Genomic DNA, 20,233 nt, shown 5'->3' with positions numbered 1-20,233 from the left:
TGCCTGTCAGGGAGGACAATCCCGAATTTTTGGGTGATCGAGATATATTCTGCCCCAGTCTGTTCGATTCTGTAAAAAAATAACCCTTTTTATAAACTTTTCTTGTATAATCTGCCGAAACGTAATAAAATAGAAAGAGATAAAATACAGGCCTGCATGCAGCAGTGGGAAAAGGAAGGGGTTTATGGAAAAGAAAACACAAATGAAAGAAAAACAGGGAATCATATCCATTCGAATGAAGCTTCTGGCAATTATCGTGCCGATTGTCATACTTCTGATGGTGGCAATGGTATTGGTGGCTTACAACACATCAGCAGAAATCATTGAGAATTATTCGAAGAATCTTCTGGAATCCTCCGTAAAAAACCAGTCTTTTCATATCGAAGGATGGCTGAACGAGAATATTGAGGCATTTCAAGCCGTAAAAACAGCATTGGAAAATATCAGGCCGGAGGGAGAACAGCTTCAGGGCATATTGGATACATATTATAATTATAATTCCAATTATCCCCAGGGAGTGTACATTGCCGATGAGGATGGCAAAATGTATAAAGCGTCGGAGTCGTCTCTGAACGAGCCAGATCCTCTGAACAGCACATGGTATCAGGAGGGTCTTACCAGAGTCAATATGGCGGTGGGTTCTGCTTATGTCAACGCCCAGGGAGAAAATGTAATCAGCGCCTCCGGGATTTTAAATGACGGTTCCGGCAGGACGAAAGTAATTTCCGCAGACATGACCCTGGATCGCATTTCGATTATCGTCAACGGTTTTATGGAAATGAAAGATGCGGAATCATTTCTGGTGGACGGCCGGGACGGAACGATTCTGGCCAACCGCGACAATGCACTGATTTCCACCAGAATCGGCAGTGATTCAGGCAATACTTTTCAGAAGCAGGTGGGAGAGAAAATTGCCGGCCGGGATTATGAGTTCAGCGTTCTGGACGGGAACATGACAGTATTTGAAAAAGTGTCCGGAACAGACTGGATTCTGGTTTCCTATGTTCCAAAGCATGTGGTTATGGCGGATTTGGCAAGGCTGCGCACCATTATGATACTTATCAGCGCAGTATCCATTCTGATTCTGTGCCTGGTGATTGAGCGTGTGACGCATATTGTCATCAACCCGGTGAAGAAGCTGACAAAAGTGATTGCCGCAATGACAGACGGGGACTTTACGGTGGAAGTGACCAGTAAAGGCAATGATGAAATTGCAGTGATGAGCCGGAGTGTGGAGCAGTTTATCCGTTCCATGAAGAGAATGATTGCTTCCATGGGGGATATTTCCGGAAGGCTGGGAACCCAGGCGGACGCCAGTGATACCATGTCCAGGCAGATGCAGTCGGCGGCGTCTATCCAGTCGGAGTCTATGGGAGAATTGAATTCCACCGTGGATCAGCTTTCTCTTTCCGTATATGAGATTGCAGAAAACGCCACGAAGCTGGCCGGCGTGGTGGCGGACACCAAGGAGGACAGCGACAATGTGGAGCATAAAATGCAGGAGACCGTGGAAGTGTCCCAAAAGGGCAGACAGGATATGGAGCGCGTGGGAAAAGAACTGGAAAGCATCAAGGCTTCCATCCATAACCTGGAAACAGCCGTAGGCAAAGTGGGGACAGCCTCCGGTGAGATTGTGGCGATTGTCCAGCTGATTGGAAATATTGCCGAGGAGACAAACCTGCTGTCTTTGAATGCGTCCATTGAGGCGGCAAGAGCCGGAGAAGCAGGCAGAGGATTTGCGGTAGTGGCTTCGGAAATCGGAACGCTGGCCAATACCAGCGCAGATTCGGTGGAGCATATTTCAACCTTGATCCAGCAGGTCAGCGAGCTTGTAAAAGACGCGGTGCGCCAGACAGGCGAGAGCGCGGAGGATATCGGCAGAAGCAGTGTGATGATACAGGAAGCCATTGATACTTTTGAGAAAATTTTTGAAAACATTCAGGAAACCAGTGAAATGATCGGGCATATGGTCAGCAAAATCAATGAAGTGGACGAGGTTGCGGCGAATGTGGCGGCCATCTCCCAGGAACAGGCGGCAAGCTCTGATGAGATTCTGGCTACCTCGGAAAATATGCTGGAGCAGGCCAAAGGAATTGCCCAGAACAGCGCAAGCGCAGCAGATGAATCAAGAAGCCTGACAGCCTCGTCAGAAGAACTGGCAGAGCAGGTAAAATTATTCCGGATTTAAGGAGGGGTTGTAATGAAAAAGATAACAGGCTTACTGTTGGCAATGGTAATGATGTTCAGTCTGTGGGGCTGCGCAGGAACAGGCGGCAATACTGCCGGCGGAGGCAATGTGAAGATTTATCTCTCCCTGTCCTCGTCAGATACCTTCCGTACTGTTCTGGTAAACCGGGCGAAGGAAACGGCAGAGGAGCTGGGGGCAGTTTTGGAGGTGCATGAGGCAGAGGAATCCATTGAAGTGCAGGTGGCCCAGATTAAAAATGCCGTAGAAGAAGGGTTCGACGTGATTATGTGTTCTCCGGTGGATACCGACACTACTCTGGAGCTGGAAGCAATTGCAGGAGATGTACCCATTGTATTTTTCAACAGCTGTCCCGATGACTCCTGCCTGGAACCGGACAAGTATATGTATGTGGGTTCTGACGAGGGAGTTGCCGGCCAGTATCAGGCGGAATACATTCTGGAAAATATGTCGGGCAAAGAGGAGATCAATGTGGCGATATTAACAGGCCCGCCCGGTCATTCCGCCACAGAAGGAAGAACCGGTCAGCTGAAAAATACACTGAATGATTCCGGAAAGAAAATCAACTATGTATTTCAGGATCAGGCCGACTGGGATCAGGGCAGGGCAGAGGAATATTTTAATATATTCCTCAGTACGGGAAGGGCATTTGATGTGGCGGTGTGCAATAATGACGCCATGGCTCTGGGCGTCATTGACGCCTGCAAAAAGAATGGAGTTAAAGAACCGGTCATTCTGGGAATTGACGCTACTGCAGACGGGTGCGCGGCCATTGTTGCGGGGGATATGGCATTTACCGTCTATCAGTCAGCCACCGGCCAGGGAGAAGCGGCAGTAAAAGCAGCCATTGCCCTGGGAGCCGGCGGTTCTGTAAAGGGACAGGAAGGACTTTCCGAAGATGGAAAATATGTCTGGGTTCCTTTTGAAAAAGTAGACAGTTCCAATGTGGAGAAGTATCAGTAAAAAACATAAAGGAGTGTAAAACTATGGTGTATGAGTTAAAAAACGAGAAGCTGACCGTTCAGTTTTCCGATCAGGGCGCAGAAATGCTTTCCCTGAAAAGCAATCAAACGGGACAGGAATATTTGTGGCAGGGCGATTCTAAGTATTGGGGGAGGCGTTCTCCGGTTCTTTTTCCGGTGGTGGGCAGGCTGATTCAGGATCGGTATGTGTATGAAGGCAAAGAATATCCCATGTCCCAGCATGGATTTGCCAGAGATATGAAATTTACATGCGTTTCCGAGAACAGAGAAGAAATCTGGTTCGGGCTGGAGGCGACGCCGGCAACCAAAGAGAATTACCCCTTTGAGTTTTGTCTGGAAATCGGTTATCGGCTCAGTGAGGAAACAGTTACCGTAATCTGGAAAGTGACCAATCAGGAGAAGGAGCGGGAGATGTACTTTGCCATTGGAGGCCATCCGGGATTTTTATGCCCTCTGAAAGAAGGAGAAGCCCAGAGCGAATACAGCATTTGGATGAACCAGGAGGAAGCGCTGTTTTCCCAGATCAATCTGGAGACAGGACTGATGCGCAGCTATAAGAATCTGCTGACGCTTCCTAAGGGCAGACGGATGCTGGAGGACGGATTCTTCGACCAGGGAGCCTATATTCTGGAGGATTATCAGGTACAGAAGATTTCTCTGGTCAATCCGGATAATGAACCTTATCTCACCGTGAGTTTCCAGTCTCCTTTGGTGGGAATCTGGTCACCGGAGAAGAAAAATGCGCCTTTTGTCTGCATAGAGCCCTGGTATGGAAGATGTGACAGAGAAGGATTTTCCGGCACGTTAAAAAACCGCGAATGGAACAATATGCTTGTGCCCGGAGGCGTGTTTGAACGGTCTTACCAGATTACGGTGGAGCAGTAATCAAAGGAAGAATGAAAATTTAAAAAAGGGATATAATAAAAGAAAAGCCTGAACTCAGGGCAGAGAAAAGGAGACAGTTTTATGAATTTTTTTAAATGCAGGGAATGCGGCAGCCTGGCAATGGAAATTGTTTCAGGAGATCATGACAGCGCAAAAGTTTTTCAGGAATTAAAGGCCAATACCACAGACGCTTCCGGAGAGAAACATGTGCCGGTGGTGGAATCAAAAGACGGAGCCGTTTTGGTAAAAGTGGGAGAACTGGAGCATCCTATGCTGGAGGAGCATCATATCATGTGGATTTATCTGGAAACAGAGCACGGCGGAATGCTGAAAAAACTTTCTGCCGGAGAGAAGCCGGAAGCGGAATTTCTGGTTTCTCCCGATGATAAACCAGTGGCGGCTTATGAATACTGCAATCTCCATGGACTGTGGAAAGCTGAAATCAAATAAATAAGATGGGCAAAAAGGCAGCGGCCGGGTTTCCGGCGGCTGCAGATTTGCCCTGACGGGCTTTTGGAACAGGAGAATCAAGCTTATAGTTATAACTCCGGCTGCGACAGACTTTTGTCCAGTAAGCTGACATAGGGGTAGACCCGGTGGAAGCCTTCGGCTGCGGCAAACAGGAACCAGGCCAGACCAAATAATAAAAACAGCAGCAGGACGCGGCGGTAAGTCAGCGTTCCTGTTTTTTTATCGGGAGATTCCGAAGCGTTTTCGGTTTCCTGCCGGTAGGAAGCAATGATTTCCGGAATTGCCAGCAGGGAAAATACAAAGGGATAAATTGCAAACCGCTCCAGAATAAAGTGTTTGGTGATAAACAGGTTGATAAGAAGCTGATAGAGCCCGCTGTTTAAGTAAATGGTTCGTTGCTCAGCTGCAATGCGGTTTCGGAAGAGATAAATGAGCAGGCAGTAAACTGCAGGCGGCAGTACATATTCAAATCCATTGGCATTCCAGAAATAGCTGCCCTGGTAATTGGCATATCTCGGGGGAAGAATTGGCGCAAGTAAACGGAAAATGGGATCAAAGAAAACATATGTCAGGCCGGCGCCTAAAAGGAGAACAGCCAGGAATTTCCTGCTGTGCTTTTTAGGCAGAATAAAATACAGGGGCCAGACAAACCACAGGGAATTGTGGAACATCCCGCCCAAAACCGTGAGGACCGTATAGGGCAGAAGCCTTCTGTTTTTCAGGTAAGGGTATGCCAGCAGGAAAAAGGCGGCGGCAATGGACTGGCGGATTAAGTTCATATTATAGGCCAGAAACTGCAGCGTAAGGTAGAGATAGACGCTGACCCAGGGAATTTTGGAATTGCGGGAAATAAAATGCATGGCGGCGGCCATCAGAAAGAGGTTGATAAACAGCAGAAACACAGGAAACGGGCAACCTGTCAGCGAAAACAGCTTGCAGGCCAGATAGTAAAAGGGCTCGCTTCTGTGATACAGGAAAATATCGTGAAAAGACCAGGGAATAACCATGCGGTAAATATTCCGGTAGGAAAAATAATCAAAGCCGATGGCATACCGGAACGAGGCCAGAAAAGTGAATAACAAAAAGGCAAAGACAAGATAACAGGCATTCTGCTTTTGGCTTTGTTTTTTGTGGGTAATGAAATATCCAAACCCTGTGACCAGGGACATTGCAGCGTAATAAACAGTCATGCTGAGACTCCTTTCTTCTGTGACAGGGCAAAATGTCCTTACAGTTCTAATGCAGCCGCTTCCGTAAGAAATGGGAAAGCGGCTGCGTGTTCTATATTCTATTCTTATGAAATTTTCTGATATTCCATAAGGTACAGTACTGTGCCAGATGCGGACTAGTTAATCTTTTGTTTCAGTTTCCTGTGTGTCAGCGGATTTCCCCTGGGGAAATTCTGCCGTACTAATTTGTAATGGTTGTTTTGCTTACCACAAAGGTAGGCGTAACATTAAAGGTTGCGCTTTCAGAAACATCCTGTCCCAGTGTGCCTACTACATAGAGCGCGCCTTCCTGGTTGGAATTCAGAACTAAAACGTTCATATCCTGACGTTTGTTGGCTTGCAGCCATCTGGCATTTGACAGGTTTTCAGGCATTTCGCCGGGAGTTTCTTCCTGTTTTAATCCAATGGCAATCTGATTGGCAGTAACAGCGCCGGTGTTGCTCCAGGTGGTGTTTTTCAGTTTGCTGATGTCCACATTGGTATAAGCCACGTCTACCTGTACCGGTACATTGGAGTTATTTTTCACGTTGATTCTGGGAGAAATAACCTTGTTCTGGGTGGAAAGGCTGTTGCTGATGTTAAAGGGAACAAAGGTCGGCATGGTAACAGAGAGAATGGTTGGCTCAATGGTACCTACCATTTCTACCTGTCCGGAACCGCCTACCGGAATATCCCTGGTGGTTGTCACATCAGAAGCGTGAACGGTGGTGGAAAATGTGGAAGCAAGTAAAGCTGCTGTTAATGCAAGTTGTAAAAACATATTTTTTTTCTTCATAAGTATCCCTCCATTGCGCATCTGACACAGTACGAATACAGCAGGTTAATTCTGCACAGTAATGGTGATCTGTGCGCCGGTCTGCCCGATATATTCCCCGCTTTCTTCCTCGTATGCCTTGAAATAAGCGGTGGCGTTGTAAGTTCCTTTCTCCAGAACCTTGTCCAGTTTGACGTTTTCAATGTAAGTTCCCGGCTTCAGATATTTGGAGGCGTAGATTTCCTCCTCTGTTTTGTCCACCACGATGCTGACCCGCAGCAGCTTGGCGTTATTTCCGGGATTTTCAATGAGCAGGTTTCCTTCTGCCGTCCCGTTCAGGAAAACCGGTGAGGTGTTAATGGAAAATGCAATCATGCTGCGGTCTAATTGGTTTTGCAGCTCCTTTCTCCTCTCGTCCACGTCAACCCCGGGCAGAATGCCGGTGGTGGCATTGTCGTCGTATTGCAGGTCGTTGGTGTCTTTTTTGGTAAAAAGAAAATAGCAGACTGCAATGGTAATCAGGATCAGCAGGAGCACGGCGATGATAATCAGGGCCCTTTTTTTGTTCTTGCTCATAAATTTCGTTTCCTCCTTTGTGAAAAATGTAATTGTAAAAATTTGTTAATTTTTCTCATTATAAATTGAAAATTGCAAGAATTCAAGGAAAACTTATCGACAAATTCTCTTATTTTTCGACAATAATAGGAGTTTATTCCTATTATTCAGAAAATTTAACCTCACATTCAGAAAGGAATCCTGTCATAAAATATCATGCACATTCTTTCATTTCAGATTTGTCAAGAAGCCTGGAATGTGATATAGTATTCCCTATATATTTTGACATGAAAACGGAGGGCATCAATGTCACTGCAGGGATTAATTTTGTCTTTGAAGGAGTTAAATACCGCAAAGCCTGAGGATGAGGAGCGTTTTGTCATGGAGGACGGACTGACAGAACTGTTGGACGGCATTTATCAGTTTGGGGTTCAGATTATCAATCTGGATTTGTTTCAGGCGGACTGCCCGGATAAACTGAACACCGTGCTGAAGCTGCACCGGCTGGAGCCGGAGGAGTGTCTGCTTTTGGGCGCTACAGATCAGACGTTATCCTTACGGGGAGAAATGAAAATTGCAGCGGTAGCCTACCGCAATCCCAGGCTGCCGGGGCAGAAGTTAAAAGACGCCCTTTTAGTGGTGGAAGGCTTTGAGGAGGTGGATTTTTATTTTCTGGAGCGGATGTATCAGCGGGAGCACGGTCTGCCCTGGACGGTGATTGAGACGAAGCGGTGTGTTCTGCGGGAGATGACGCCGGAGGATCTGGACGGGCTGTATGAGCTTTATCAGGGAGAGGGAATTACAGATTTTATTGAAGGATTGTATGAAGACAGGAAAAAAGAGGAAGAATATACCAGAGCGTATATCCGGAATATGTATTCTTTTTACGGATTCGGAATGTGGCTTGCCATTGAGCGCGCCTCCGGGAAACTGATCGGAAGGGCGGGGCTGAATCTTCGGGAAATTCACGGAGAATCCATGTTGGAGCTGGGCTATCTCATCGGAAAGGAATTTCAGAATCAGGGATTTGCCACAGAATTGTGTCAGGGAATTCTTCAGTTTGCCGCAGAGGGGACAGAGTTTGAAGAACTGAACTGCCTGATAGAAAAAGGCAATGAAGTATCTGTCCATCTGGCCAAAAAGCTTGGATTTCAATGGCGGGAGGAAATAAAAATTCAGGGAAAGAACATGCAAAGGTATACGAAATCGTTGCATTTTCAGGAAAAATTAATTATAATATAGTTCATGCAAAAATGATGAAATAAGTGAGAATCTGGTGTGTTGCGGATGGAAAATCTGAATGGATGCAATACGCGAAGGAAGAAGAGTTTCGGGATGGAGAAATGCATATGGAAGATAAGAAGATTCAATTAAGTGAACAGAAGGAAACAGTGATAGCGGACGAACATATTAAAGCCACCAAGGAGTTTGTGAGCCCTCAGAGTCTCTATGATGAACTGATTGCAAGTGTGAAGAGGTATCACCCCTCTGCGGATATTTCTTTGATTGAAAAGGCTTATAAGATTGCAGATGAGGCACATACGGGACAGGTGCGCAAATCCGGCGAGGCATATATCATCCATCCCCTGTGCGTCGCTATTATTCTTGCTGAACTGGAATTGGATAAAGAAACCATTGTTGCAGGAATTCTCCATGATGTGGTGGAAGACACTGTGATGACGGAGGAAGAGATTTCTCAGGAATTCAGTGAAGAAGTTGCGCTTTTGGTGGACGGCGTCACCAAATTAGGCCAGTTGTCTTATGATGCGGATAAAGTGGAGGTGCAGGCGGAGAATCTGCGCAAAATGTTTCTGGCTATGGCCAAGGATATCCGGGTAATTCTGATTAAACTGGCAGACCGTCTGCACAATATGCGGACTCTGAAATATATGAAACCGGAAAAACAGAAGGAAAAGGCAAGGGAAACCATGGATATCTATGCGCCCATTGCCCAGCGCCTGGGAATTTCCAGAATTAAAATAGAATTAGACGATTTGTCTCTGAAATATTTAGAACCGGATGCCTATTATGATCTGGTGGAGAAAATCGCTCTCCGCAAAAGCGTCCGGGAAGAGTACATTTTCAAGTTGGTGGAAGAGGTGAAGGAGCATGTCAAAGGCGCAGGGATTGAAGCGTCCATAGACGGCAGGGCCAAGCACTTTTTCAGCATTTATAAGAAGATGGTGAATCAGGATAAGACCCTGGATCAGATTTATGACCTGTTTGCCATCCGCATTATTGTGAACTCTGTGAAGGACTGCTATGCGGCCCTTGGGGTGATCCATGAGATGTATAAGCCGATTCCCGGCCGTTTTAAGGATTATATTGCCATGCCGAAGCCCAATATGTACCAGTCTTTGCACACCACTTTGATCGGGCCTACCGGACAGCCTTTTGAGATTCAGATCCGTACCTTTGAGATGCACCGGACGGCGGAATTCGGAATTGCGGCCCACTGGAAATACAAAGAGGCCTCCAACGGCAGCAAAGTGGCGGAGAAAAGCCAGGAGGAGGAGAAATTAAGCTGGCTTCGCCAGATTTTAGAGTGGCAGAAGGATATGTCTGACAACCGGGAATTTATGAGCCTGTTAAAGAGCGATTTGGATCTGTTTTCCGAGGCGGTATTTTGCTTTACTCCCTCCGGCGACGTGAAAAATCTGCCTAACGGCTCCACTCCCATTGACTTTGCCTACAGCATCCATTCTGCAGTGGGCAACCGGATGATCGGAGCGAAAGTGAACGGCAAACTGGTAAATATTGACTATCTGATTCAGAACGGAGACCGGATTGAAGTGCTGACCTCCCAGAATTCCAGAGGCCCAAGCCGGGACTGGCTGAATATCGTCAAGAGCACCCAGGCCAAAAATAAGATCAATCAGTGGTTCCGCAGCGAGTTTAAAGAGGAGAATATTTCCAGAGGAAAAGAGCTGATTGCTCAGTATTGCAAGGCAAAAGCCATCAACTGGCCGGATTTGAACCAGACTTCTTATCAGGAGCGCATTATGCGCAAATACGGGTTCCGGGACTGGGAGTCTGTATTGGCGGCAGTGGGCCACGGAGGTCTGAAAGAAGGCCAGATCATCAACAAGATGCAGGAGTACTACAAGAAGGAGCACAAGGCGGCCATCACAGACGAGGAAATTTTGAAACGGGCGGCCGCCAATGAGGGCATGGGAAATGCGGCCTCTTTAGGAGGGAGCAAGGAAAAAGATTCCCGTATCCGTTCCAGAAGCGGCATTGTGGTAAAAGGCATTGATGATGTGGCTGTCCGGTTTTCCCGGTGCTGCGCGCCGGTTCCCGGAGATGAAATTGTAGGATTTGTCACCCGGGGAAGGGGGATTTCCATTCACCGGACAGACTGTATCAATATTATCAACCTTTCAGAAATTGAGCGGGCGCGTCTTTTGGATGCAGAATGGCAGGACAGTGAAGGGGAAGCCGGCCGGTATATGGCGGAAATTAAGATTTATGGAAATAACCGTACCGGGCTTATCGTGGATATTACGAAGATACTGACAGAACGACAGATTGATATCAGTTCCATTCACTCCAACACCAGCAAGCAGGGAGTGGCCACCATTACCCTTGCGTTTGGGACGAAAGGAAAAGAAGAGCTGATCAGCCTGATTGATAAGATCCGTCAGGTGGAGAGTGTGATTGACATTGAGAGAACCAGAGGATAGAACAGCGTGTTTGAAGAATGTTTCAGACACGTTCCGGTGCGGGTTTCTTTTTGGATTTACATGGAGGGGCTGTCGCATTAAGAAAAATGATACAAGATATGGCTAGTTTGAAACATTCTTCTATACTATATCTTGTATATGTTTTACTTAGTGCGGCAGCCTCTTCTTTGCATTTTAATAGATATTTAACCACCGGAGTAATATGGTGCAAAGTGCAAGAGTAAGCTGCAAAAAAGTCTTTTCCGTTATACGGCATATCAGATGCAGGAAAAAGGGTGACCCAATTTTCGTGAATTTATACAAAAAAATCCAGAGAAAATGTTGAAATGTAACAGAATTATAAAAAGCGCTTGAAGAATTGAAAAAACGTGCTATAATAATAATTAGAAATTGGGTGACCCAATAAATAAGAATAAAGTACTAACTGTAGCGGAATAACGTGAATCTAAGAGAAAAATAAATAAAATCAATAAATTGGATAATCCAATTAAGAAAGGTGGGAAAACAATTGTTGCTATTGGAATTTTTGCTTGCGATGCTGCCGATTATCTGGCTGATTGCAGCGCTCAGCGGTCTGAAGATGGCCGGACACAAAGCTTGTGTTATCGCATTGGCCGTCACAGCGGCATTGGCGGCGGGGTATTGGGGATTAAGCGCTCTGTGCATTGCGACAGCGGCCCTGGAAGGGGTTTTAAATGCTTTGTGGCCCATCTGCCTTGTGATTGTAGCGGCATTGTTCACTTACAATCTGACTCTGAAAACCGGCGCCATGGAAAACGTGAAAAGGATGTTGGCGGGAGTTTCCAGAGACAAGCGTGTTCTGGCCTTGATTATCGGATGGGGGTTCGGAAACTTCATGGAAGGCATGGCCGGCTTCGGAACGGCAGTTGCAATTCCGGCGTCTATGCTGGCAGCAATCGGACTTGACCCTATGAGTGCAGTACTGGGGTGCTTGGTGGTAAATTCCACCCCTACGGCGTTTGGATCTGTAGGAGTTCCCACCGTGACACTTTCATCCGTGACCGGAACAGAGCTGGTTCCTCTGGCGGGAAGTATTGTAAATATTCAATGTATTCTGACGTTTCTCTCTCCTTTTTTGATGGTCTGCATCTGCGGGAAAGGGATTCGGGCATTAAAAGGAATGATGCCCACTACTTTGGTGGCAGCGGCGTCTTTTACAATTCCCTGGTTCGTTACGGCACATTTCATTGGGCCGGAGCTGCCGGATATCATCGGCTCGATCTGTTCTATGGGATGTATGATTGCAGCAGCAAGGATTTTTAATAAGGATCCGGAGCAGGAATATACCATTGAGATTTCCGGAGAAGCAGGCAAAGAAAAAGCCATAGGGGCGGCAGAGGGCCTGAAAGCCTGGAGTTCCTTTATTCTGATATTCCTGTTCCTGATGCTGACATCTACCTTATGTCCGCCCATACATAATGCAATCGCAGGCATAAAGAGCACAGTTACCGTGTATGCCAAAGAAGGCGGAAACGCCCTTGGATTCAGCTGGATCAATACGCCGGGGGTTATGATATTCCTTGCGGCAATCATTGGAGGATTGATTCAGGGAGCTGATTTTGGAGATATGGCGGAGGTTTTTTTAGAGACATTGAAAAAATACTGGAAAACCATACTCACCATCTGTTCCGTTATGGCAACTGCAAAAATTATGAGTTACAGCGGAATGATTTCTGATATTGCAAAGTTCTTAGTAGCTGTTACCGGTTCCTTCTATCCGTTTTTCGCTCCGGTTATCGGGGCCCTTGGAGCATTTGTTACGGGCTCGGGAACTTCCACCTGCGTGCTGTTCGGCGGCCTTCAGAGCGAGACGGCGGCAGCCCTTGATTTGAATCCAACCTGGATGGCGGCGGCAAATGTGATGGGCGCCGGAATCGGCAAGATGATTTGCCCACAGGGAATTGCCATCGGGGCAGGGGCAATTAACCAGGTAGGTTCCGAAAGTAAGATTTTAAATAAAGTGTTTAAATATTTTCTGCTATTTGTCATATTGTCAGGCATTATCTGCTATGTGGGAGCTTTGCCGGGATTGTAAAAGAGACAAAAGAATTAAGAAGAAACTTTCATAGTGACAGTCGGGCATCTGAACTGTTGTGAAGAATAAATTTTTCAAGGAGGTAACAACATGTACAACCAATTGACGCCAGAAATTGTGGAACAACTGAAAGCAGTTACAAGTTATGTTTTCCAGGGAGAGGACATTAACCCGGACTATGCCAAGGATGAAATGCCTATTTACGGAACCCATATGCCGGATGTGGCAGTTCAGCCCCGTTCAACGGAGGAAGTGGCAGGGATTATGAAAATCTGTTATGAGAACAATATCCCGGTGACTCCCAGAGGAGCCGGCACCGGCCTGGCAGGAGGGGCAGTGCCTCTGTACGGCGGCGTGCTCATTGACATTTCCAAAATGAATAAGATTAAATCTTATGACATGGAAAATTTCGTCGTGGAAATCGAAGCCGGCGTATTGTTAAATGATCTGGCAGAGGACTGCCAGGGAAAAGGAATGCTGTATCCGCCGGATCCAGGTGAGAAATTTGCCTGTGTAGGAGGAAACGCGGCAACCAACGCAGGGGGCATGCGTGCGGTGAAATACGGAGCGACCCGTGACTATGTAAGGGCAATGACCGTTGTGCTGCCTACCGGGGAAATTACCCATTTGGGCGCCACTGTGTCTAAGACGTCTTCCGGATATTCCCTGCTGAACCTGATGATTGGCTCAGAAGGAACACTTGGAATTATCACAGAGCTGACGTTAAAGATTATACCGGCGCCCAAGGCAGCGGCTTCTCTGATTATCCCCTTTGAAGACCTGCATACTGCATTGGCTGCAGTTCCCAAGTTTAAAATGGCTCATATGGACCCGCAGGCCATTGAATTTATGGAGAGGGAGATTGTGTTGGCATCAGAACGCTATATCGGCAAATCCGTATTTCCGCAGGAACTGGAGGGAACAGAAATCGGCGCATATCTGCTGATTACCCTGGATGGGAATTCAGAGGAAGAAGTGGACGCATTGGTGGAGCAGGCGGCTGAACTGGTATTGGAGGAAGGAGCCATTGACGTATTGGTGGCAGACACCCCCACTAAGATGAAAGACGCATGGGCGGCGCGTTCTTCCTTCCTGGAAGCGATTATGGAAGAGACAAAGCTGCTGGATGAATGCGACGTAGTAGTTCCGGTGAACAAGATTGCGGATTATCTGGAATTTGTCAACAAGACAGGAGAAGACTGCGGGCTGACCATTAAATCCTTTGGTCATGCCGGAGACGGAAATCTTCATATTTATCAGTGTTCTAATGATTTGGAGGAAGAGGAGTTTAAGAAACGGGTAGATAAATTCTTTGACATTATCTATAAAGAAGCGACAGACTGCGGCGGACTTGTTTCCGGTGAGCACGGCATTGGCTCCGGCAAGGTGAAATATCTTTTGGATTCCGTTGGGGAAACCAATATGGCAATTATGGAAGGCATCAAACGGGTATTTGATCCCAAGATGATTTTAAATCCGGGAAAAGTTTGTTATCGTTTATAAAATTTATGAGGAGGAAGCATTATGAATATTTGTGTTTGCATGAAACAGGTACCTGATACCAACGAAATCAAGGTAGATCCTGAAACTCACACCCTAATCCGCAAAGGCGTTCCAAGTATTGTGAATCCTTTTGACACCTATGCCCAGGAAGTAGGCGTAAGATTGAAAGAGCAGTTAGGCGGCAAGCTGATTGTAATTTCCATGGGGCCGGAACAGGCTAAGGAAGCCATCAAATCTTGTCTCGCAGTAGGCGCAGACAACGGCTATCTGATTTCCAGCAGGAGCTTCGGCGGTTCCGACACCCTTGCCACCAGCTATATTTTGTCCGAGGCAATTAAAGCGGTAGAAGAAAAAGAGGGACTGAAATTTGACTTAATCCTCTGCGGAAAGCAGGCCACAGACGGAGACACTGCCCAGGTAGGGCCGGAAATTGCGGAGCATCTTGACTTGCCCCAGATTACCTATGCGCTGGATATTGTGGAAAAGGACGGAGAGATTCAGGTAAAACGGGAACATGATGCAGGTTACGATATGATTTCCACTAAGCTTCCGGCAGTGGTGACTGTTGTGAAACTTCCTTATGAGCCCCGTTATCCCACCATTAAGAGCAAAATGGCTGCCAAGAAAAAAGAAATTCCTGTTTTGACCGAAGAGGATATCCCATCCATTCAATTGGAACTGTGCGGATTAAACGGATCCCCCACAAGGGTGAAAAAGACTTATACGCCGGTCAGGGAAAAATCCGGCGTGAAGCTGGCAGGCATGGAACCGAAAGACGCAGCAAACGAAGTAGTGAAATTGCTGGAAGAAGCAAAACTTTTATAAGGAGGGGCTTAGCATGGGCAATCTGAATGATTATAAAAATATATGGGTGTTTATAGAGACTGAATGCGGAAAAGCAAAAAATGTCGGATATGAACTTTTACATGTGGCAAGGCCGCTGGCAGACCAGAAAGGATGTCCTCTGGTGGCAGTGGTAATCGGCAAGGATATTGAGGGCGTGGCAAAGGACGCCGTCTGCTATGGCGCAGATTCCGCTATTATCGTAGACGGGCCGGAATATGAATATTACACCACAGACGCGTTTACCAAGGCAATGGTAACTCTGGTAGAGAAATATAAACCGGAAACCTTGATGATCGGGGCTACCAACAATGGCCGGGACATGGGGCCCAGGGTGTCCTGCCGGCTGAAAACAGGGCTGACGGCAGACTGCACCGGCATTGACATTGATGAGGAAACCGGAAATATCGCATGGACCCGTCCCACCTTCGGCGGCAACTTAATGGCCACCATTATGTGTCCGGAGCACCGTCCCCAGATGGGAACCGTAAGGCCGGGCGTATTCAAAAAAGGCGCGTATGATGAAGGCCGCAGCGGAGAAATTGTAAAAGAAGAGATTCATGTGGCCCCCGAAGAAATCCGCACCAATCTGGTGGAGCGCGTCAATGAAGTGGCAGAGGCAGTAAATCTGGAGGAAGCAGAGATCATCGTATCCGGCGGCCGGGGCGTTGGAAGCGCAGAAAACTTTAAGCTTCTGGAAGAACTGGCAGCAGAGCTGGGGGCAACGGTTGGCTGCAGCAGGGCTGTGGTTGACGCAGGCTGGATGCCTCACGCACATCAGGTAGGGCAGTCCGGCAAGACCGTAGCGCCGAAGCTTTACTTTGCCATTGGCATTTCCGGAGCAATCCAGCATTTGGCAGGCATTTCCGGTTCCGATAGGGTAATTGCAGTGAACAAAGATGAGGATGCGCCGATTTTTGATGTGGCGGATTACGGAATTGTAGGAAACTTAAACGAAGTGGTGCCGGCGCTGACGGCAGCATTTAAGGCACGGAAGGCATAATGTCGGTTGATTATAATATGGAGGAAATGTTATGGATTTTAAAAGAGACGAATTACATCAGGACATTCTGGATATGGTACATGATTTTGCAGTAAATGAAGTAAAGCCCTTGGCAGCGGAGATTGACAAGACAGAAGAATTCCCCATGGAGAACGTTAAGAAGATGGCAGAAATGGGGTTGATGGGAATTCCGTTCCCGGAAGAGTACGGCGGAGCCGGCATGGACACCCTGGCTTACATCCAGACGGTGGAGGAACTGAGCAAATACTGCGGAACCACAGGGGTTATCGTGTCAGCTCATACTTCTCTTTGCTGTACGCCCATTTATCAGTTCGGCACCGAAGAGCAGAAACAGAAATACCTGCCCAAATTATGCTCCGGGGAATGGATCGGCGCATTTGCATTGACGGAAGCTAACGCAGGAACAGACGCGTCCGGCCAGAAAACCGTTGCGGTAGACAAAGGGGACCACTGGGTATTGAACGGTTCTAAGATTTTCATTACCAATGCAGGAGTGGCAGATGTATTTTTCGTACTGGCCATGACAGATAAATCTTTGGGCACCAAAGGAATTTCCGCATTTATTGTAGAAAAAGGCTTCCCGGGATTCTCCATCGGCAAGCTGGAAGATAAAATGGGTATCCGGGCGTCTTCCACCTGTGAGTTAGTTTTTGAAGACTGCATCGTTCCCAAGGAAAACCTGGTTGGGGAATTGGGCAAAGGATTTAAATATGCCATGATGACCTTAGACGGCGGACGTGTGGGCATTGCAGCCCAGGCGCTGGGCATTGCAGAAGGCGCTATTGAAGAAACCGTAAAATACGTACAGGAACGAACACAGTTTGGCCGCAGAATTTCCCAGTTCCAGAATACCCAGTTCGAACTGGCTCAGATGCAGGCCAATACGGAGGCTGCTAAACTTCTGGTTTACCAGGCCGCATGCGCCAAAGATGACCATGAGCCCTTCTCCCATAAAGCGGCTATGGCGAAATTAGTGGCTTCCAGAAATGCCTCTGACGTAACGCGCCGCTGCCTGCAGCTGTACGGCGGATACGGATATACGAAAGATTATCCCATTGAGCGTATGATGCGCGACGCCAAAATTACTGAGATATATGAAGGAACCTCTGAAGTGCAGATGATGGTAATTGCAGGATGGATGGGCGTAAAATAACATTTCATAGAAGAAATGAGGTAAATTTTTATGAATATGAAACTTCCATTTTCCAGAGAGGGCATGATGCTGCATCTGGATGACAATTTAGATTATGAGATTCTGGAATCTTCCATCGAATCTATGCCGAAAACCGGAAAGACAGAGGATGAGCTTGTGCTGGAAGCCATGGAACATCCCATTGGATCGCCGAAGCTTTCTGAACTTTCCAGAGGAAAACAGAAGATAGTCATCATCTGCTCCGACCATACCAGGCCGGTGCCGAGCAAACATATCATTCCATTTATGCTAAAAGAGATCCGGGAAGGGAATCCCCAGGCGGACATAACCTTATTGATTGCAACAGGGTTTCACCGGGCTACTTCCAGAGAGGAGCTGATCGGCAAATTCGGGGAAGAAATTGTAAATCAGGAAAAGATTGCAGTCCATGACAGCCAGAATATAGATGATATGGTAAATCTGGGAACGCTTCCCTCCGGCGCACCGCTGCTAATTAATAAAATAGCGGCAGAAGCCGATCTTCTGGTAAGCGAAGGATTTATTGAAACACACTTTTTCGCAGGATTTTCCGGCGGACGCAAAAGCGTTCTGCCCGGTGTATCCAGTGCGGTTACAGTATTGGGAAACCACTGTTCCGCATTTATAGATTCTCCATACAGCCGTACCGGCGTATTGGAAAATAACCCTATCCATAGAGACATGGTTGCCGCAAGTAAAATGGCGAACCAGAAGTACATTGTCAACGTGATTATTGACGCTGACAAAAAAATCGTGCATGCGGTAGCCGGTGATGCCATGGAAGCACATGCAGCCGGCTGCCGATTCCTCCAACAGTATTGCCAGGTAATACCGAAAAAACCTGCAGATATTGCGATTTCCACCAACGGCGGTTATCCGTTGGATCAGAATATGTATCAGTCCGTAAAAGGCATGACGGCGGCGGAAGCGGCCTGCAAAAACGGCGGTATCATCATTATGGTATCCAACTGCGGGGACGGACACGGCGGGGAAGGGTTTTACCAGGCGTTAAAAAACTGCGAAAGCCCCCAAAGCCTGATGGATGAGATTCTGAAAATTCCCCAGGATGAAACAAAGCCGGATCAGTGGGAATATCAGATTCAAAGCCGGATTCTGATGCATCACAAGGTCATCTATGTGATGTGCGAAGAGTACCGGGCCATGGCAGAAGAGATGGGATTTGAGACAGCCTCCGACGTGAATGAAGCATTAAAGCGGGCGCTGGATGAAACTGGCAGCGGCGCGCATATTGCAGTAATCCCAGACGGTGTATCCGTAATGGTAGAAAAGAATCAGTGTGGGGAGAGCCAGGAATTTTGAACACACTTTCATACTGCAGCGAATGGCAGTTCCGTTCGTCTCCAAATATAAAATCAGCATATTCCATAACAGCAAGTGGATCAGGCACTCCGATTCACCTGCTGTTTCTTTTTCTTGCAAATTTTCCGGTATTATACTAAAATAAACGTTATGACGCAAGCGTACAGAAAAGAGGACACAGAATGGACCATTCCAGATTCGATGGAAAGAAAACATATGAATATGTATTTGACTATTGTTCGGAAAAAATACTGTCCGGAGAGTTAAAGCTGAATGATAAAATTCCCACAGAGCGGGAACTGGCGGAGGAGATGGGAGTCAGCCGCAATTCCGTCCGGGAAGTAATGCATATGTTAGAGATTACAGGGCTGATTGAGTGTCAGCAGGGAAGCGGCAATTATGTCAGATGTGATCCCATGGAATATATGATGAAATCGGTCAATATGGTAATGAAACTGATGCAGATTGACTATTCTGAAATCTTTCACATTCGGATCGGCTATGAATATGCCGCAATCCGTCTGGCCATTGAAGTGGCGGAGCCGGAGGAATTGGAGGAACTGCATGAAATTCTGCTGAAAATGGATCAGCCCATGAGTTCTAAGGAAAGCGCCAGATTGGATGTGGAATTTCACCGCAAACTGGTAAGCGCGTCCCATAACCGTATGCTGATTTTATATGATTCCATGTTAGACAGTTTAATGGATCAGTTTATCGAAAATTTCCGTACGAAAATATTGATGAATAAAATACGCGCAGAAATGCTGAGACGTTCCCACTGGGCAATCTACCACGCCCTGGCGGACAAGGATCTGGAAATGGCAATCCGGGCCTTTGATAAGCATTTCCGCGTGGTGGGGGAACAGCTGGACAAGCTAATGCAGAACAGGAAGGAACAACCTGAAAAACAGGAAGGAGCGGACCGAACATGAAAGTAGAACAGTATTGTGTGGGGCAGGTGGCTACCAATTGCTATTTTGCCATCAATGAAGAGACAAAGGAAATGGTAATCGTAGATCCGGGGGATTCAGCGCAGATGCTGGCAGAAAAAATCCGCCAGCAGGGCTTAGAGCCGAAAGCAGTGCTTTTGACCCACGGACATTTTGACCATGCCATGGCCGCAGGTGAACTGGCAGAGATTTTTGGGATTAAAATTTATGCCCACAAAGCAGAGAAGGATACCCTGGAGAATCCTGCAAAAAATGTGTCCGTCATGATTGGAAAAAGGGAAGCCTACCATGCGGATGTGTTTGCAGAGGACGATGAGATTCTGAAGCTGGCAGGCATGGAGCTGAAGGTGCTGCATACCCCGGGACATACCGAAGGCGGATGCTGTTATTACCTGGAAAAAGAGAAAACGCTTTTCAGCGGGGACACCCTTTTTTGCCAGTCTGTGGGAAGAACGGATTTTCCAGGCGGAAGCATGTCCGGGCTTGTGCGGTCCATCAGAGAAAAGCTGCTGACGCTTCCGGATGATGTGAAAGTGTATCCGGGACATATGGACATCACCTCCATCGGCAGGGAACGCACGGGTAATCCTTTTTTATAAG

Annotated in this window: 17 protein-coding genes; 14 read left to right on the top strand and 3 right to left on the bottom strand. The window is 47.2% G+C overall.

Features of this window, described 5'->3' with window-relative positions; translation table 11 throughout:
* Positions 1–184: 184 nt before the first annotated feature.
* The 4 genes from ACTO17_RS04930 (at position 185) to ACTO17_RS04915 (ending at position 4,524) form a co-directional block, all read left to right on the top strand.
* The gene (locus ACTO17_RS04930; protein ID WP_482557106.1) at positions 185–2,188 is read left to right on the top strand and encodes a methyl-accepting chemotaxis protein; all 2,004 of its coding nucleotides are present in this window, start codon (positions 185–187) and stop codon (positions 2,186–2,188) included.
* A 12-nt stretch (positions 2,189–2,200) separates the two neighbouring features.
* On the top strand, positions 2,201–3,169 hold the full coding sequence (locus ACTO17_RS04925) for a sugar ABC transporter substrate-binding protein (RefSeq protein WP_482557105.1): 969 nt from the start codon (positions 2,201–2,203) through the stop codon (positions 3,167–3,169).
* Positions 3,170–3,192: 23 nt separating this feature from the next.
* The gene (locus ACTO17_RS04920) at positions 3,193–4,074 is read left to right on the top strand and encodes an aldose 1-epimerase family protein (RefSeq protein WP_482557104.1); all 882 of its coding nucleotides are present in this window, start codon (positions 3,193–3,195) and stop codon (positions 4,072–4,074) included.
* A gap of 81 nt (positions 4,075–4,155) precedes the next feature.
* Entirely contained in the window at positions 4,156–4,524 is a 369-nt protein-coding gene (locus ACTO17_RS04915; RefSeq protein WP_482557103.1) for a desulfoferrodoxin family protein, read from the top strand.
* 89 nt (positions 4,525–4,613) lie between these two features.
* On the opposite strand, the gene ACTO17_RS04910 is transcribed toward ACTO17_RS04915, so the two are convergent.
* The 3 genes from ACTO17_RS04910 to ACTO17_RS04900 form a co-directional block, all read right to left on the bottom strand.
* Positions 4,614–5,735, bottom strand: coding sequence for an EpsG family protein (locus ACTO17_RS04910; RefSeq protein WP_482557102.1), 1,122 nt, complete (start codon positions 5,733–5,735; stop codon positions 4,614–4,616).
* Positions 5,736–5,955: 220 nt separating this feature from the next.
* The gene (locus tag ACTO17_RS04905; RefSeq protein WP_482557101.1) at positions 5,956–6,549 is read right to left on the bottom strand and encodes a hypothetical protein; all 594 of its coding nucleotides are present in this window, start codon (positions 6,547–6,549) and stop codon (positions 5,956–5,958) included.
* Between the two features lie 45 nt (positions 6,550–6,594).
* Positions 6,595–7,104 (bottom strand): hypothetical protein, encoded by a 510-nt coding sequence (locus ACTO17_RS04900; protein ID WP_482557100.1) that lies wholly within the window; start codon positions 7,102–7,104, stop codon positions 6,595–6,597.
* A gap of 285 nt (positions 7,105–7,389) precedes the next feature.
* On the opposite strand from ACTO17_RS04900, the gene ACTO17_RS04895 reads away from it, so the two are divergent.
* The 10 genes from ACTO17_RS04895 (at position 7,390) to ACTO17_RS04850 (ending at position 20,232) form a co-directional block, all read left to right on the top strand.
* Positions 7,390–8,325 carry a GNAT family N-acetyltransferase gene (locus ACTO17_RS04895; protein ID WP_482557099.1) on the top strand — a complete coding sequence of 312 codons (936 nt, stop codon included), beginning with the start codon at positions 7,390–7,392 and terminating at the stop codon, positions 8,323–8,325.
* A 107-nt stretch (positions 8,326–8,432) separates the two neighbouring features.
* Entirely contained in the window at positions 8,433–10,766 is a 2,334-nt protein-coding gene (locus ACTO17_RS04890) for a RelA/SpoT family protein (protein WP_482557098.1), read from the top strand.
* A 508-nt stretch (positions 10,767–11,274) separates the two neighbouring features.
* The gene (locus ACTO17_RS04885) at positions 11,275–12,822 is read left to right on the top strand and encodes an L-lactate permease (RefSeq protein WP_482557097.1); all 1,548 of its coding nucleotides are present in this window, start codon (positions 11,275–11,277) and stop codon (positions 12,820–12,822) included.
* A gap of 90 nt (positions 12,823–12,912) precedes the next feature.
* Entirely contained in the window at positions 12,913–14,325 is a 1,413-nt protein-coding gene (locus ACTO17_RS04880) for an FAD-binding oxidoreductase (protein ID WP_482557096.1), read from the top strand.
* A 21-nt stretch (positions 14,326–14,346) separates the two neighbouring features.
* Positions 14,347–15,150, top strand: coding sequence for an electron transfer flavoprotein subunit beta/FixA family protein (locus ACTO17_RS04875; RefSeq protein WP_172536313.1), 804 nt, complete (start codon positions 14,347–14,349; stop codon positions 15,148–15,150).
* Positions 15,151–15,163: 13 nt separating this feature from the next.
* Entirely contained in the window at positions 15,164–16,171 is a 1,008-nt protein-coding gene (locus ACTO17_RS04870; protein WP_482557095.1) for an electron transfer flavoprotein subunit alpha/FixB family protein, read from the top strand.
* Positions 16,172–16,202: 31 nt separating this feature from the next.
* Positions 16,203–17,345: an acyl-CoA dehydrogenase gene (locus tag ACTO17_RS04865; protein ID WP_482557094.1), complete on the top strand. Its 1,143-nt coding sequence runs from the start codon at positions 16,203–16,205 to the stop codon at positions 17,343–17,345.
* A gap of 30 nt (positions 17,346–17,375) precedes the next feature.
* Positions 17,376–18,683, top strand: a complete 1,308-nt coding sequence (gene larA, locus ACTO17_RS04860) for a nickel-dependent lactate racemase (RefSeq protein WP_482557093.1) — start codon at positions 17,376–17,378, stop codon at positions 18,681–18,683.
* Between the two features lie 182 nt (positions 18,684–18,865).
* Positions 18,866–19,615, top strand: a complete 750-nt coding sequence (locus tag ACTO17_RS04855; RefSeq protein ID WP_172535367.1) for a FadR/GntR family transcriptional regulator — start codon at positions 18,866–18,868, stop codon at positions 19,613–19,615.
* On the top strand, positions 19,612–20,232 hold the full coding sequence (locus ACTO17_RS04850; protein ID WP_482557092.1) for an MBL fold metallo-hydrolase: 621 nt from the start codon (positions 19,612–19,614) through the stop codon (positions 20,230–20,232). Before ACTO17_RS04855 ends, ACTO17_RS04850 begins: the two co-directional genes overlap by 4 nt.
* The last annotated feature ends 1 nt before the right edge of the window (position 20,233 follow it).

The organism is Petralouisia sp. (genome assembly GCF_056822245.1).
This window is presented reverse-complemented; position numbering and strand designations above follow the sequence as displayed.